General features: G+C 64.1%; 13 protein-coding genes and 4 tRNA genes. 15 read left to right on the top strand and 2 right to left on the bottom strand.

Going from position 1 to position 15,644, the window contains the following annotated elements:
• Positions 1-141 precede the first annotated feature (141 nt).
• The 14 genes from truA to JOY50_RS16530 all read left to right on the top strand — a co-directional run bounded on the left by truA (position 142) and on the right by JOY50_RS16530 (position 10,844).
• Positions 142-1,002 carry a tRNA pseudouridine(38-40) synthase TruA gene (gene truA / locus JOY50_RS16595; protein ID WP_132847035.1) on the top strand — a complete coding sequence of 287 codons (861 nt, stop codon included), beginning with the start codon at positions 142-144 and terminating at the stop codon, positions 1,000-1,002.
• 61 nt (positions 1,003-1,063) lie between these two features.
• A complete protein-coding gene (locus JOY50_RS16590) occupies positions 1,064-1,684 on the top strand; it encodes a phosphoribosylanthranilate isomerase (RefSeq protein ID WP_132847034.1) in 621 nt (206 codons plus the stop codon).
• A 216-nt stretch (positions 1,685-1,900) separates the two neighbouring features.
• Positions 1,901-2,794 carry an acetyl-CoA carboxylase, carboxyltransferase subunit beta gene (accD, locus tag JOY50_RS16585; protein WP_009686024.1) on the top strand — a complete coding sequence of 298 codons (894 nt, stop codon included), beginning with the start codon at positions 1,901-1,903 and terminating at the stop codon, positions 2,792-2,794.
• Positions 2,794-4,101, top strand: a complete 1,308-nt coding sequence (gene folC, locus JOY50_RS16580) for a bifunctional tetrahydrofolate synthase/dihydrofolate synthase (RefSeq protein WP_243055545.1) — start codon at positions 2,794-2,796, stop codon at positions 4,099-4,101. The genes accD and folC overlap by 1 nt, the downstream gene beginning before the upstream one ends.
• Positions 4,085-4,750 carry an SPOR domain-containing protein gene (locus tag JOY50_RS16575; RefSeq protein WP_132847032.1) on the top strand — a complete coding sequence of 222 codons (666 nt, stop codon included), beginning with the start codon at positions 4,085-4,087 and terminating at the stop codon, positions 4,748-4,750. The genes folC and JOY50_RS16575 overlap by 17 nt, the downstream gene beginning before the upstream one ends.
• Before the next feature lie 197 nt (positions 4,751-4,947).
• On the top strand, positions 4,948-5,505 hold the full coding sequence (locus tag JOY50_RS16570; protein WP_243055544.1) for a CvpA family protein: 558 nt from the start codon (positions 4,948-4,950) through the stop codon (positions 5,503-5,505).
• 42 nt (positions 5,506-5,547) lie between these two features.
• Positions 5,548-7,053: an amidophosphoribosyltransferase gene (purF, locus tag JOY50_RS16565; protein WP_019473027.1), complete on the top strand. Its 1,506-nt coding sequence runs from the start codon at positions 5,548-5,550 to the stop codon at positions 7,051-7,053.
• 16 nt (positions 7,054-7,069) lie between these two features.
• Positions 7,070-8,281 (top strand): O-succinylhomoserine sulfhydrylase, encoded by a 1,212-nt coding sequence (locus tag JOY50_RS16560; RefSeq protein WP_019473028.1) that lies wholly within the window; start codon positions 7,070-7,072, stop codon positions 8,279-8,281.
• Positions 8,278-9,051, top strand: a complete 774-nt coding sequence (locus tag JOY50_RS16555; protein ID WP_019473029.1) for an SDR family oxidoreductase — start codon at positions 8,278-8,280, stop codon at positions 9,049-9,051. Before JOY50_RS16560 ends, JOY50_RS16555 begins: the two co-directional genes overlap by 4 nt.
• A gap of 149 nt (positions 9,052-9,200) precedes the next feature.
• A tRNA-Val gene (locus tag JOY50_RS16550) sits at positions 9,201-9,276 on the top strand.
• A gap of 66 nt (positions 9,277-9,342) precedes the next feature.
• Positions 9,343-9,419 (top strand) — tRNA-Asp (locus JOY50_RS16545).
• 100 nt (positions 9,420-9,519) lie between these two features.
• Positions 9,520-9,596 (top strand) — tRNA-Asp (locus tag JOY50_RS16540).
• A 141-nt stretch (positions 9,597-9,737) separates the two neighbouring features.
• Positions 9,738-9,814: transfer RNA gene (locus tag JOY50_RS16535), tRNA-Asp, on the top strand.
• A gap of 199 nt (positions 9,815-10,013) precedes the next feature.
• Positions 10,014-10,844 carry a DUF2242 domain-containing protein gene (locus JOY50_RS16530; RefSeq protein ID WP_063425035.1) on the top strand — a complete coding sequence of 277 codons (831 nt, stop codon included), beginning with the start codon at positions 10,014-10,016 and terminating at the stop codon, positions 10,842-10,844.
• 353 nt (positions 10,845-11,197) lie between these two features.
• On the opposite strand, the gene JOY50_RS16525 is transcribed toward JOY50_RS16530, so the two are convergent.
• Both JOY50_RS16525 and JOY50_RS16520 read right to left on the bottom strand, forming a co-directional pair.
• Positions 11,198-12,238, bottom strand: a complete 1,041-nt coding sequence (locus tag JOY50_RS16525) for an AraC family transcriptional regulator (protein ID WP_138737883.1) — start codon at positions 12,236-12,238, stop codon at positions 11,198-11,200.
• A 4-nt stretch (positions 12,239-12,242) separates the two neighbouring features.
• The gene (locus JOY50_RS16520) at positions 12,243-13,361 is read right to left on the bottom strand and encodes a nitrilase-related carbon-nitrogen hydrolase (RefSeq protein WP_132846615.1); all 1,119 of its coding nucleotides are present in this window, start codon (positions 13,359-13,361) and stop codon (positions 12,243-12,245) included.
• A 191-nt stretch (positions 13,362-13,552) separates the two neighbouring features.
• Here JOY50_RS16520 and JOY50_RS16515 point away from each other — a divergent pair, with 191 nt between their 5' ends.
• On the top strand, positions 13,553-15,589 hold the full coding sequence (locus JOY50_RS16515; RefSeq protein WP_138737882.1) for an NADPH-dependent 2,4-dienoyl-CoA reductase: 2,037 nt from the start codon (positions 13,553-13,555) through the stop codon (positions 15,587-15,589).
• Positions 15,590-15,644 lie beyond the last annotated feature (55 nt).

Raw genomic sequence — 15,644 nt, 5'->3', positions numbered from 1 at the left:
AAGTCTTCGACCTTGTGAGTAACCTGTGGGAGCGGGCAAGCCCGCGAAGAGGCCCGCAAGCGCGACACACCTCCAACGGCAGCCCTACAAGGCTGCCGTTGTCGTTATAATCCCCGCCATTCCGTACACCCCACAGGTTTCATGCGCTTGGACATCATCGACACCGCTACTGCCGAATCCGCGGCCGAAGGCTACTCCCGAATCGCCCTGGGCGTGGAATACAAGGGCGCCCGCTACCGCGGCTGGCAGCGCCAGGCCAGCGGTGTACCCAGTGTCCAGCAAGCGCTGGAACAAGCGTTGTCCAAGGTCGCCAACGAACCGATTTCGGTTATCTGTGCCGGGCGCACCGATGCCGGCGTGCATGGCTGCGGCCAGGTCGTGCACTTCGATACTCGCGCCGTGCGCGACGAACGCGCCTGGACCCTGGGCACCAATTTCAACCTGCCGCACGACATCAGCGTGGTCTGGTCGCGGCCGATGCCGGCCGACTTCCATGCCCGCTTCAAGGCGTGTGCGCGGCGCTACCGCTATGTCATCTACAACGACCCTATCCGCCCGGCACACCTGGCCGAGGAAGTGACCTGGAACCACCGCCCGCTGGATGTCGAACGCATGGCCCAAGCGGCGCAGTTCCTGCTCGGCACCCACGACTTCAGCGCCTTCCGCGCCAGCCAGTGCCAGGCCAAGTCGCCGATCAAGCACATCTACCACCTGCGCGTTACCCGCCATGGCCAGATGATCGTGCTGGACGTACGCGCCACTGCCTTCCTGCACCACATGGTGCGCAACATTGTCGGTGTGCTGACGGCCATCGGTGCCGGCGAGCGCCCGGTCACCTGGGCGCGTGAAGTGCTGGAAGGGCGCAACCGCCGGGAAGGTGGGGTCACGGCCCATCCGTACGGGCTTTACCTGGTCCAGGTGGAGTACCCCGAGGAATATGCGCTGCCCCAGCGTTACATCGGCCCACACTTTTTGACGGGCTACGAGGCGTTGGCAGACTGACGGACGAAAAGCCATTTGCTAACATCCGGCCTTTCACCGTAACAATCAGGGTTCGCTGTCCATGAGCAATGTTCGCAGCAAGATCTGCGGGATTACCCGTATCGAAGACGCACTGGCCGCTGCCGAAGCGGGTGCCGATGCCATCGGCTTTGTCTTCTATGCCAAGAGCCCGCGAGCCGTTGACGTGCGCCAGGCGCGGGCGATCATTGCCGAGTTGCCACCGTTCGTGACCACGGTCGGGCTGTTCGTCAATGCCTCGCGTTGCGAGCTGAACGAGATCCTCGAAGTGGTTCCACTGGACCTGCTACAGTTCCACGGCGACGAAACCCCGCAAGACTGCGAAGGCTATCACCGGCCCTGGATCAAGGCCCTGCGCGTGCGCCCGGGCGATGACCTGGAGGCAGCCTGCCAGCTTTACGCAGGGGCCCGCGGCATATTGCTCGACACCTACGTGGCAGGCGTACCCGGGGGAACCGGTGAGGCGTTCGACTGGTCACTGGTGCCGGCACACCTGAGCAAGCCCATCATCCTGGCGGGCGGGCTGTCGGCCGATAACGTCGGCCAGGCCATTGCCCAGGTGCGGCCTTATGCGGTGGATGTCAGCGGTGGCGTCGAACAGGCCAAGGGCATCAAGGACGCGGTGAAAATCGAGGCCTTCATGCAGGCGGTGAAACAGGCGTGATGGCAGATGTGACGGCTGGCTGCGCGCCATCGTCCATAGCTTTCGCAGCCCTGCGGGGCAGCCGCCGGTGGCGGCACAACAACACATTAGCGGTGGAGTGGCACGCTGGAAGCCCCGGTGGCCGGTCCATCATCGTTTCATACAAGATTTTGAGCTCAAGGGCAGGGCAGGGCCGGTGACGCCGACCCCCGCCTGCCGATACTGGAGAAAGAAAGCATGAGCAACTGGTTAGTCGACAAACTGATCCCTTCGATCATGCGTTCCGAGGTGAAGAAGAGCTCGGTGCCTGAGGGCCTGTGGCACAAGTGCCCGTCCTGCGAGGCCGTGCTGTATCGTCCGGAGCTGGAAAAAACCCTGGATGTCTGCCCCAAGTGCAACCACCACATGCGCATCGGCGCACGTGCACGCATCGATATCTTCCTGGATGCCGAAGGCCGTGCCGAACTGGGTGCCGACCTGGAGCCGGTCGACCGCCTGAAGTTCCGTGACGGCAAGAAGTACAAGGACCGCCTGACCGGCGCCCAGAAGCAGACCGGCGAAAAAGACGCGCTGATCTCCATGAGCGGCACCCTCATGGGCATGCCGATCGTGGTCAGCGCCTTCGAGTTCTCGTTCATGGGCGGCTCCATGGGGGCCATCGTCGGCGAGCGCTTCGTGCGCGCGGCCAACTACGCCCTGGAACACCGCTGCCCGATGGTCTGTTTCTCCGCCTCGGGCGGTGCGCGCATGCAGGAAGCGCTGATCTCGCTGATGCAGATGGCCAAGACTTCGGCCGTGCTGGCGCGCCTGCGCGAAGAAGGCATCCCGTTCATCTCGGTGCTGACCGACCCGGTGTATGGCGGCGTTTCTGCCAGCCTGGCGATGCTCGGCGACGTGATCGTCGGTGAGCCAAAGGCCCTGATCGGCTTTGCCGGCCCGCGTGTGATCGAGCAGACCGTCCGCGAGAAGCTGCCAGAAGGCTTCCAGCGCAGCGAGTTCCTGCTGGAGCACGGTGCTATCGACCTGATCATCTCCCGTGGCGAACTGCGCCCGCGTCTGGCCCGCCTGCTGGCGCAGATGACTGGCCAGGAAACACCGGAGCAAGCGCGTGAGGCGGCTGCTGTCGCGTGATGACACAACGATCCCTGGGCGAATGGCTCGCCTACCTCGAGCAGTTGCACCCCTCGGCCATCGACATGGGCCTGGAGCGGTCGCAGAAGGTGCTTGCCCGGCTGGCCCTGGGCAAGCTGGCACCACGCGTGGTGACGGTAACCGGCACCAACGGCAAGGGTTCGACCTGCGCGTTCGTGGCCTCGCTGCTGCGCGCCCAGGGGCTCAAGGTCGGCGTGTACAGCTCGCCGCACCTGTTGCGTTACAACGAGCGGGTAGTGATCGATGGCCAAGAAGCCAGCGATGAGCGCCTGTGCGAAGCCTTCGCTGCCGTCGAGGCGGCGCGGGGCGAAATTTCCCTGACCTACTTCGAGATGGGCACGCTGGCCGCGTTCTGGTTGTTCTACCAGTCGCAGCTGGATGCCGTGGTGCTGGAAGTGGGGCTTGGTGGCCGCCTGGACACCGTGAACGTGGTGGACGCCGACCTGGCCCTGGTGACCAGTATCGGCGTCGACCATGTCGATTACCTGGGCGATACTCGCGAGCTTGTGGCCTTCGAGAAGGCCGGCATCTTCCGCCCGGGCAAACCGGCCCTGTGCGGGGACCCGGACCCGCCGCAGCCGTTGCTGGACAAGGCCGCCGAACTGGCAGTCCCGCTGTTCCTGCGCGGCCGTGACTTCGACCTGGCCATTGCCGCTGGCAGCTGGCACTGGCGCGGTACGGCGGCTGACGGTACGCAGGTAGCGCTGCGCGAGCTGCCTTTGCTTGACCTGCCCATGGAAAACGCCACGCTGGCCCTGCAGGCTTACCTGCTGATGGGTCTGCCGTGGGATGCCGCGCAGGTGCGCGAGGCGCTGCTGGCTACCCGCATCACCGGCCGCCTCGATCGCCGCATGGTGAACTGGCAGGGCAAGCCGGTGGAGCTGCTGCTGGACGTGGGGCACAATCCCCATGCAGCGGAGTACCTGGCCCGGCGCCTGGCGGCCCGGCCGCTCAAGGGGCGTCGCCTGGTGGTGTTCGGCCTGCTCGCCGACAAGGACCTGGATGGCGTTGTCGCGCCGCTGCAGGGCCTGGTCGACGACTGGGCCGTGGCGCCGCTGGATACTCCCCGCAGCCGCCCGGCTGCAGAACTGGCCACGGCCTTGACGAACCTCGGTGCTGCGGTGAAGTCTTATGCCAGCGTCGACGCCGCCCTTGACGGGCAGTGCGCTCAGGCGACGGCAGATGATCAGGTCCTGCTGTTCGGTTCGTTTTTCTGTGTTGCCCAAGCGCTGGAGTGGCTGGAGCGGCACGCCCAGGAGGGTGGAGTAGATGGCAGTGCTGGATAAAGGGATGAAACAGCGCATGGTGGGTGCGCTGGTGCTGGTGGCGCTGGCGGTGATTTTCCTGCCGATGCTGTTCACCCGCGAGGACGAGATGCGCCAGGTGCACGTCGAAGCCCCGCAGGCACCGGCCATGCCAAGCCTGCCGGAAGTGAAAGTGGACCCGGTCGCCGTGCCGGAGCCGCAGGTCATTCCTGAAGAGCCGCAGCAGCCACCGGTGGTGGTCGACGAGTCCACTGCGCCGGCCGCTACGCCCAGCCAGCCAATCACGCCATCGCCGCAGACCCAGGCGCAGGTTCAGCCGGCCAAGCCGCAGGCCCCGGCAGCCAAGGTCGAGCCCAAACCGGCGGCCACCCCGGCACCTGCCACGGCAGTGGCCAAGCCAGCTGCCCCCTCGAAGATCGACGTCAATGGTTTGCCTGTCAGCTGGTCCATCCAGTTGGCCAGCCTGTCCAACCGTGCCGGTGCCGAGAAGCTGCAGCAAACGCTGCGCAGTCAGGGCTACAACGCCTATATCCGCTCGGCGGGCGGGATGAACCGGGTGTATGTCGGGCCGCTGATCGAGCGGGCCGAGGCCGAGCGCACGCGCGACGCCATCAACCGCCAGAACAGCCTCAAGGGCTTTGTGGTGCGTTTCCAGCCAGAACGCAGCTGAAATCACCAGGGCGGCTTTGCCGGCCATCGCCGGCAAGCCAGTCCCCACCGCGATCGCATTGACCTCAAGGGCTGTGCTCTCTCTACGGGAGCTGGTTTGCCGGCGATAAAGCCAACACCAATCCACCCGACATTCCGCTTACTCCTAGCCCGTCGCTCTGGTAAAATGCGCCGCCTCAAACGTCTGCAGGCAGCACCGTGGCATTTACCTTGGTTGATTGGGCGATCATCGCGATCATCGCCGTCTCCACACTGATCAGTCTCAAGCGCGGCTTCGTCAAGGAAGCCTTGTCGTTGCTCATCTGGATCATTGCCGGTGCGGTTGCGTGGATGTTCGGCGGTTCACTCTCGGTGTATCTTGAGAGCTATATCCAGGCGCCATCGATGCGCGTCATCGCCGGCTGCGCCATTCTTTTCGTCGCCACCTTGCTGGTGGGGGCCATGGTCAACTTCCTGGTCGGCGAGCTGATCCGTGTAACCGGGCTGTCCGGCACCGATCGTTTCCTGGGCATGGCCTTTGGCGCTGCGCGCGGGGCCTTGCTGGTAGTGGTGGCCATAGGCCTGATCAGCCTGGGGCCGGTTCAACAAGACACCTGGTGGCAGGAATCGCGCCTGATACCACAATTTCTCTTGGTCGCCGACTGGTCGAAAAACCTGATTTTGGGTTTCACCGGCCAGTGGTCGCCCAGTGGGTTGATCAGCGCTCCGGCTGATCTTCCGTTCAAGGAACAGTTGCTCGGGCCGTCCCGGCCCTGAGCGCTATTCACTCAAGTTTCGTCAAAGTAGGGGTTGCGTCGCATGTGTGGCATCGTCGGTATCGTCGGTAAGTCGAACGTCAATCAGGCGCTGTATGACGCGCTTACGGTCCTCCAGCACCGCGGCCAGGACGCTGCCGGTATCGTGACCAGCCATGACGGCCGGTTGTTCCTGCGCAAGGATAATGGCCTGGTGCGCGACGTCTTCCAGCAGCGCCACATGCAGCGCCTGGTGGGCAGCATGGGCATTGGCCACGTGCGCTACCCGACGGCGGGCAGCTCGACCTCGGCCGAGGCCCAGCCGTTCTACGTCAACTCGCCGTATGGCATCACCCTGGCCCACAACGGCAACCTGACCAACGTCGAGCAGTTGGCCAAGGAGATCTACGAGTCGGACCTGCGTCACGTCAACACCAACTCCGACTCGGAAGTGCTGCTGAACGTGTTCGCCCATGAGCTGGCGGTGCGTGGCAAGCTGCAGCCGACCGAAGAAGACGTGTTCGCCGCTGTTTCCCACGTGCACAGCCGCTGCGTCGGCGGTTACGCTGTGGTGGCGATGGTCACCGGTTACGGCATCGTCGGCTTCCGCGACCCCCACGGCATTCGCCCGGTGGTGTTCGGCCAGCGTCACACCGACGAAGGCGTGGAATACATGATCGCCTCGGAAAGCGTGGCCCTGGACGTGCTCGGCTTCACCCTGATCCGCGATCTGGCGCCGGGCGAAGCGGTGTACATCACCGAGGAAGGCCAACTGTTCACCAAGCAGTGCGCCGAAGCGCCAAAACTGCAGCCGTGCATCTTCGAGCACGTCTACCTGGCCCGCCCGGACTCGATCATCGACGGTATTTCGGTGTACAAGGCCCGTCTGCGCATGGGTGAGAAGCTGGCCGACAAGATCATGCGCGAGCGCCCAGAGCACGATATCGACGTGGTCATCCCGATCCCGGACACCAGCCGTACTGCCGCGCTGGAGCTGGCCAACCGCCTGGGCGTCAAGTTCCGCGAAGGCTTCGTCAAGAACCGCTACATCGGCCGTACCTTCATCATGCCCGGCCAGGCCGCGCGCAAGAAATCGGTACGCCAGAAGCTCAACGCCATCGAACTGGAATTCCGCGGCAAGAACGTGATGCTGGTGGACGACTCGATCGTGCGCGGCACCACCTGCAAGCAGATCATCCAGATGGCCCGCGAAGCCGGTGCCAAGAATGTCTACTTCTGCTCCGCAGCCCCTGCGGTGCGCTACCCCAACGTCTACGGCATCGACATGCCGAGTGTTCACGAACTGATCGCCCACAACCGTACCACCGAACAGGTGGCCGAGTTGATTGGCGCCGATTGGCTGATCTATCAGGACCTGCCAGACCTGATCGACTCGGTCGGTGGCGGCAAGATCAAGATCGACCACTTCGATTGCGCGGTGTTCAACGGTGAGTACGTCACCGGCGATATCGACGATGCCTACCTCGAGCGTATCGAGCAGGCCCGTAATGACCTGGCCAAGGTCAAGAACCAGGCCGTCAGCGCGATCATCGACCTCTACAACAACTGATTCAGGGAGCGACGGCATGACGGATCAATGGGATGCCGGGCGACTGGACAGCGACCTCGAGGGTGTCGGTTTCGACACCCTGGCGGTGCGTGCCGGTCAACACCGTACACCCGAGGGCGAGCACAGCGAAGCGCTGTTCCTGACCTCCAGCTACGTGTTCCGCACGGCCGCCGACGCGGCCGCGCGCTTTGCCGGTGAAACGCCGGGCAACGTCTATTCGCGTTACACCAACCCGTCGGTGCGTGCCTTCGAGGAGCGCCTGGCGGCCATGGAAGGCGCCGAGCAGGCCGTGGGTACATCCACCGGCATGGCGGCGATCCTGGCCGTGGTGATGTCGCTGTGCAGTGCCGGTGACCACGTGCTGGTGTCGCAGAGCGTGTTCGGCTCGACCATCAGCCTGTTCGAGAAGTACTTCAAGCGCTTTGGCGTGCAGGTGGACTACGTGCCACTGGTCGACCTCGGCGGCTGGGAAAAGGCCATCAAGGCCAATACCAAACTGCTGATCGTCGAGTCGCCGTCCAACCCGCTGGCCGAGCTGGTCGATATCACCGCGCTCAGTGAAATTGCCCATGCCCGCGGTGCCATGCTGGTGGTGGACAACTGCTTCAGCACCCCGGCGCTGCAGCAGCCACTGAAGCTGGGTGCCGATATCGTGTTCCACTCGGCCACCAAGTTCATCGACGGCCAGGGCCGTTGCATGGGTGGTGTGGTTGCCGGCCGTGCCGAACAGATGAAAGAAGTGGTGGGCTTCCTGCGTACCGCAGGCCCGACGCTCAGCCCGTTCAATGCCTGGATCTTCACCAAGGGCCTGGAAACCCTGCGCCTGCGCATGCGTGCGCACTGCGAAAGCGCCCAGGCCCTGGCCGAATGGCTGGAGCAGCAGGACGGTGTGGAGAAGGTGCACTACGCCGGCCTGCCTAGCCACCCGCAGCACGCGCTGGCCAAGCGCCAGATGAGTGGCTTTGGTGCGGTGGTCAGCTTTGAGGTCAAGGGCGGCAAAGAGGGCGCCTGGCGCTTCATCGACGCCACCCGGGTGATTTCCATCACCACCAACCTGGGTGACAGCAAGACCACCATCGCCCACCCGGCCACCACCTCCCACGGCCGCCTGTCGGCGCAGGAGCGTGAAGCCGCCGGTATCCGCGACAGCCTGATCCGCGTTGCCGTGGGCCTGGAAGACGTGGCTGACCTGCAGGCCGACCTTGCACGCGGGCTGGCCGCGCTGTGATCGAAATCCGCGGCAGTACCCCGGGCCACAATGGCCGGGTAGCCTTGGTCACCGGTGCCGCGCGCGGCATCGGCCTGGGTATTGCCGCATGGCTGATCTGTGAAGGCTGGCAGGTGGTGCTGAGCGACCTGGACCGGCAGCGTGGCAGCAAAGTGGCCAAGGCCTTGGGTGACAACGCCTGGTTCATCACTATGGACGTTGCCGACGAGGCCCAGGTCAGTGCCGGGGTGTCCGAAGTGCTCGGTCAGTTCGGTCGGCTGGATGCGTTGGTGTGCAATGCGGCTATCGCCAACCCGCATAACCAGACCCTGGAAAGCCTGAGCCTGGCGCAATGGAACCGGGTGCTGGCGGTCAACCTCAACGGCCCGATGCTGCTGGCCAAGCATTGTGCACCGTACCTGCGCGCGCACAACGGGGCGATCGTCAACCTCACCTCTACCCGGGCGCGGCAGTCCGAGCCAGATACCGAGGCCTACGCGGCGAGCAAGGGCGGCCTGGTGGCCTTGACCCATGCCCTGGCCATGAGCCTGGGCCCGGAGATTCGTGTCAATGCGGTGAGCCCGGGCTGGATCGATGCCCGTGACCCGTCGCAGCGCCGCGCCGAGCCGTTGACCGAGGCCGACCATGCTCAGCACCCGACGGGCAGGGTAGGCACCGTAGAGGATGTGGCGGCGATGGTTGCCTGGCTGCTGTCTCGCCAGGCGGCGTTTGTCACCGGCCAGGAGTTTGTGGTCGATGGCGGCATGACCCGCAAGATGATCTACACCTGAGTTTGACGCTGTAAGGGAAGGGGACCGAAAAGGTCCCTTTTCTGTTTTTGCCTTTTTTGAAAAAAATTCAATGGGGCTATTGACTTAGCTTCGCCACCTGCGTAAATTTCGCGGCCTCAGCGAAGCAAACGCAACAAGCAACATCGCGAGGGTGATTAGCTCAGCCGGGAGAGCATCTGCCTTACAAGCAGAGGGTCGGCGGTTCGATCCCGTCATCACCCACCACTTCCTGAGAAGTTCCTGGTGCACAAGGTTTCGCAAGAAGCCGAACGCCAGAGAGGAACGCACTGCGCAGCGGTAGTTCAGTCGGTTAGAATACCGGCCTGTCACGCCGGGGGTCGCGGGTTCGAGTCCCGTCCGCTGCGCCATTTTTCAGTAACAGATGGGTGCTTTGCACCGGTCTGAAGCCACAAGGCAAATTGCCTTTGGCTGATCCCAGTTTCAATCGGGCGCAAGCCTGAACGATACGCAGCGGTAGTTCAGTCGGTTAGAATACCGGCCTGTCACGCCGGGGGTCGCGGGTTCGAGTCCCGTCCGCTGCGCCATCTTCGCTTCAAGGTCCCTAGAACACCTTGAGGCAAACACAAAAGAAGCGATCTTGTTATCGCTTTTTTTGTGCCTGCCCTGAGGCCATTGCGCCGGGAGGGTAGACCCAGGTTTCAATCGGGCGAAAGCCTGAATGATACGCAGCGGTAGTTCAGTCGGTTAGAATACCGGCCTGTCACGCCGGGGGTCGCGGGTTCGAGTCCCGTCCGCTGCGCCATCTTCGTCTCAAGGCCCCTTTGAACGCCTTGAAGCACAAAAAAAGCGACCTTCGGGTCGCTTTTTTTGTTTCTAGGGCTGAAACCCCCGCCTTTACCCAGATTTACACCAACCTGACAGACTCTTCACCGACCAATGGTTCCTGTGCCTGCCTGCTGTGTTGCACAATAGGCACCTTGTCGACTTACCCGGAATTCGCAATGACCAGATCTTCCGTCTTTGGTGCGCTCGGGCTGGCCCTGGTGCTGGCGGGGGTGGCCGGTTGTTCCTCGAAAAAAACCGCCGTGTACGAGCACGAGAACTTCGATGACTCGGGTACCTTCTCGCGCAGCTTTCCGGTGAGCGATGCCGGCTCTTGCGAGGCCGCCCGGCGTGCCTTGCTCAGCCAGGGCTACATCATTACCAACAGCGGCGCCAACCAGGTGGTGGGCAACAAGAGCTTCCAGCAGAACAGCGAGAACCACCTGCAGATCAGCTTCAACGTAACCTGTGCGCCGGATGTGAGCGACGAACAGCGTTCGACCATGTTCGCCAACGCCCTGCAGGACCGTTATGCGCTGAAAAAGTCCAACACCTCCGCCAGCCTGGGTGTGGGCGTGCTGGGGTCGGTGTCGATGCCGATCGGCTCCAGCGACGACTCGATGGTCAAGGTGGCCAGCGAAACGGTGACGGCGGCGCAGTTCTATGACCGGTATTTCGCCCTGGTAGAGAGCTACCTGCCCAAGCCGAAACCGAAGAAGGTCGAAGAGGCCAAGGTCGAGGCGCCCAAGGTGCAGAAACCCGCGGTGGAACTGGGGCTGCCGGAGCAGGCAGCTGCGAACCCGGTGGCACCTGCCCCGGCTCCGGAAGCCGTACCTGTGGCGCAAGTTGCACCCGCGGCTGCGGCCGTTGCCCCGGCCAGTGAAGCAGCAGCGGCACCGGTGGTGAATGACAGCCAGGGTTCGCAGCCTGTCGCGCCGCCGGCCGAGGCAGCGCCGATTCAGGTGCAGCAGGAAGCCCAGCCTGCCGAGGCCGCGTCGCCTTCCCTTTGACTGTTTGCCTGCACCGGCCTCTTCGCGGGTAAACCCGCTCCCACAGGTACTGCACAGAATTTGAGATCTGTGCAGTACCTGTGGGAGCGGGTTTACCCGCGAAGAGGCCGGTGCAGGCTGTAAACATTCCCTGTTACAGACACCCCGCGATAACTTCCTGAACACCTGCTACGTTTACCACTCATAAGCTTGTCATCATCTCTTCATCCCACCTGCTTAGGCTGAAGGTGATACCTACGAAGACAAAATGAGCAAAGAGGACGCAGGGCAATGGACGAATACCAGGAAGAACTACTCGAAACCCAGGCTTATGAACTGGACACCCCGGAACCGGCTGAAGACGCTACCGAGCTTTAGCCCGCCCGTCGCTGGCTGCGGCGGAACTCCCCCGGTGTAAGGCCTGTCCAGCGCTTGAACGCGCGCTGGAAGGCCTCGGCCGAAGCAAACCCCAACAGATAGGCAATCTCGCCGAAGGCCAGCTCCGTATCCCGGATGTAGGTCTCGGCCAGGTCGCGCCGTGTTTCGTTGAGCAGGTCGCGAAAGCGCGTGCCTTCCTCGGCGAGTTTGCGGCGCAACGTCCAGGTGGGCAGTTGCAGGCGCAGCGCCACTTCTTCCAGGTCCGGTTCACGGCCGCCGTTGAGCAGCGGGCCCAGCAAGTGGGTGATGCGCTCACCCAGGCTGCGCACCCGTGTGAGTTGCAGCAGTTCTGCCTCGCACAGTTGCAGCAGGTGCTGCCAGGTGCTCGGGCAATGCCTGGGGTTGGCCAGTTGCAGGGTTGCGCGGCTTAGCCGCAACTGGTTGCCCTCGGCCTCGAACTGCACGGGTGCGCTGCACAGCGCCTGATAGCGCGCCGCATAGGGGGGCGCGGAAAATTCGATGTCCAGGCGCTCGGCCTGCACCGCTGTGCCAGCCAGATCGGCAAGCTGCGCCAGCCAGCCGGCAAGCAGTGAATCGACCACGAAGCGGTTGTAGGTGTTGTAGGGGCTGATGGAGTAGAAGCGCAACCAGGCACCCTGGGCATCTTCCTCAAAGCTGGAGTGGCCACGGTAGTTGGCTGCGTACAGTGGCTCGAAGCGCAACAGGGTGCGTGCCGCCTCGCCCAGGGTCGGCGCCTGGGCGGCGGTGACCCCGGCCAGGCCGGCATGCGCCAGGCGGCTCAGGCGCCCCATGTGCAGGCCCAATGCGGCCTCGCCACTCAGCTCGATGGCTGCGTGGCCCAGGTGCATGTAGCGCGGGATCGACAAGCGCGCGCCAGCCTCGGCAAGGCGGGGCGTATCCAGGCCATAGCGGCGCAGCAGCGGTTGGGGGTCGTGCCCCAGTTCGCGCAGGGCCTCTGTCAGCGGCTGGACAAAGCCTACCGAAAGCTCGCCCAGGCGTATGCGGGGGCGGGCCATGGGCCTACAGCCACAGGTTCAGCAGGCGGGCGCCATGGCTGGGGGTACCCGCCAGCAATTCACCTGACTGGCGAGCAAAGCCCTGGCCGTCGCTGGCCTGTTCCCAAAACTGCCCGCGCATGAACACGCTCATGCTGCTGACGCTGGCCCCTGCGGCCTCGGTCAGGCGTTGCCAGGCGCTCTGTTCGCTGACTTCACCACGTTGCAGGGGCAGCCCGGCGCTGGCCTGCTGGTGGCGATTGCCGCGCCATGGCGCTTCCCAACTGCCCTTGCCGCTGAGGAACACCGGGTTGGCGATCAGCTGTACCGCTTGTTGTGCCAGTTGCTGGTGGTTCTCCGGGTACCAGCTGTCACTGCCCACCAGCACACCCAGGCGCCCGGCAGGGGTTTGCACCACTTGCAGGGGTTGTTGGTGGCCATTGTGCACGTAGCGGCGGATTTCACTGTCGGGAAACTGTTGGCGCTGTGGCTGGCCGAGCAGTGAGCCATCGCCGGCAAACACCATGCTGGCGTTGAACAGCGGGCCACTGCCGGCATGCAGCACGCCCTGTTTTACGTAGGGTGCGGGCAGCACGATGGAGCCGGCCACCAGGGTGACGCCGAATTCCTTGGCCAAGCCGCCGAACAGCTGCTGGTAGTCCGCAGCCATTTGCTCGGCCTTCATGCGCAGGTGCGCGTCAGCGCGCCGGTCGTCGCCGTCGGCGCCAAGCATGGCCAGACCGTAGCGCAGCGGGTTGCTCAGCTCGAGCCATTGCAAGGCCTCGCGGCTTTGCGTGACCTGATAAAACTCGTTCTTTTCGCCGCGGGCCCACAGCCAGGTACCGATGTGCTCCGGCAGTATGACCACTGTGCGCGGGCTCACCAGCCCCTGGGCACGGGCCTGCTCCAGGTAGGCTGCAAGCTTGCGGTGCAGGCGTTTCAGGTTCTGGTAGTCACTCGGGTACAGCAGCGGCTCGACGCCCAGCAGGTTGCCGTGCTCGCCCGGCACGCCATGGTTGAGTGCCAGCTGGATGCGCAGGTCGGACAGGTAGTGGCCTTCCGGGCGCTGTTGGGTCCAGAAGCCGTAGCCGCACAGGGAGGCGATCATCACCAGCGCCAGGGCGCTTGCCAGGAGTTTTCGCATGAAACAGCACGACGCCTTGAGAAACGGGGTTCCCTAGGGTAGTCCCGCTGTACGGCAGGATCAATAACTTGTCAGTTTCGATCATTGAGCCAATTCAAACGGCTGTTTAATCTCGCTGACAGACAAACGACGGGCCCCGCCGACCAATGAGGTGCCCGCATACCGTGACCACGCCACCAGGGGACCTTTCAATGGCCGCCGACCGCTACCCGCACCTGCTTGCCCCGCTGGACCTGGGCTTTACCACCTTGCGCAACCGCACCCTGATGGGCTCGATGCACACCGGCCTCGAAGAGCGCCCCGGCGGGTTCGAGCGCATGGCTGCGTACTTTGCCGAGCGCGCCCGGGGCGGCGTCGGCCTGATGGTCACTGGCGGCATTGCGCCCAACGATGAAGGCGGGGTGTATTCCGGCGCGGCCAAGCTCAGCACCGAGGAAGAAGCCGACAAGCACCGCATCGTCACCGAAGCGGTGCACGCCGCCGGTGGCAAGGTGTGCCTGCAGATCCTGCATGCCGGGCGCTACGCCTACAGCCCACGGCAGGTGGCACCTAGCGCAATCCAGGCGCCGATCAACCCGTTCAAGCCCAAAGAGCTGGACGAGGAGGGCATCGAGAAACAGATCGCCGACTTCGTCAATTGCGCGGCACTGGCCCAGCGCGCCGGCTACGACGGCGTCGAGATCATGGGTTCGGAAGGTTACTTCATCAACCAGTTCCTTGCCGCCCACACCAATCACCGTACCGACCGGTGGGGCGGCAGTTATGAAAACCGCATGCGCCTGGCGGTGGAAATCGTCAGCCGGGTGCGCGGCGCGGTAGGGCCGAACTTCATCATCATCTTCCGCCTGTCGATGCTCGACCTGGTCGAGGGTGGCAGCACCTGGGACGAGATCGAGCTGCTGGCCAAGGCCATCGAGCAGGCCGGCGCGACCTTGATCAACACCGGCATCGGCTGGCACGAAGCGCGTATCCCGACCATCGCCACCAAGGTGCCGCGTGCGGCGTTTACCAAAGTCACCGCCAAGCTGCGTGGCGTGGTGAGCATTCCGTTGATCACCACCAACCGTATCAATACGCCGGAAGTGGCCGAAGCGGTACTGGCCGAAGGTGATGCCGACATGGTGTCGATGGCCCGGCCGTTCCTGGCCGACCCGGACTTCGTCAACAAGGCAGCGGCTGGCCGTGCCGACGAGATCAACACCTGCATTGGCTGCAACCAGGCCTGCCTGGACCACACCTTCGGCGGCAAACTGACCAGTTGCCTGGTCAACCCGCGAGCCTGCCACGAAACCGAGCTCAACTACCTGCCCGTGCGGGCAGTAAAGCGCATTGCCGTGGTCGGCGCCGGCCCGGCTGGCCTGGCTGCGGCCACCGTGGCGGCCGAGCGGGGCCACGCGGTGACCCTGTTTGATGCCGCCAGCGAAATCGGTGGCCAGTTCAACGTGGCCAAGCGGGTGCCGGGCAAGGAAGAGTTCTTTGAAACCCTGCGCTACTTCCGCAACAAGGTGAAAAGCACGGGCGTGGACCTGCGCCTGAATACCCGTGTCGACGTACAGGCGCTGGTGAGCGGCGGCTACGACGAAATCATCCTGGCCACCGGCATCGCACCGCGTACCCCGGCCATCCCAGGTGTCGAGCATGCCAAGGTGCTCAGCTACCTGGACGTGCTGCTTGAGCGCAAGCCGGTGGGCAAGGCGGTTGCGGTGATTGGTGCGGGTGGCATCGGTTTCGATGTGTCCGAGTACCTGGTGCACGAGGGCGTGGCCACCAGCCAGGACCGTGAGGCGTTCTGGAAGGAGTGGGGCATCGATACCCGTCTTGAGGCGCGTGGTGGCGTGGCCGGGGTCAAGGCCGAGCCGCATGCCCCGGCGCGCCAGGTGTACCTGTTGCAGCGCAAGCAGTCCAAGGTGGGTGATGGCCTGGGCAAGACAACCGGCTGGATTCACCGCACCGGGTTGAAGAACAAGCGGGTGCAGATGCTGAACAGCGTCGAGTACCTGGGTATCGACGATGCCGGTTTGCACATTCGTGTGGCGGATGGCGAGCCGCAGGTGCTGCCGGTGGACAACGTGGTGATCTGCGCCGGGCAGGACCCGCTGCGTGAGCTGCAAGACGGCCTGGTGGCGGCGGGGCAGTCGGTGCACCTGATTGGCGGGGCCGATGTGGCGGCCGAGCTGGATGCCAAGCGGGCGATCAACCAAGGGTCAAGGTTGGCGGCTGAGCTCTGAGATTGCTGGGGCTGCTTTGCAGCCCTTCGCGGGCTTGCCCGCTCCCACAGGGATA

The organism is Pseudomonas sp. BP01 (assembly GCF_022760795.1).
GTDB lineage: Bacteria > Pseudomonadota > Gammaproteobacteria > Pseudomonadales > Pseudomonadaceae > Aquipseudomonas > Aquipseudomonas putida_Q.
The sequence above is the reverse complement of the archived record's forward strand: the minus strand, read 5'-3'. Positions and strand labels throughout refer to the sequence as shown.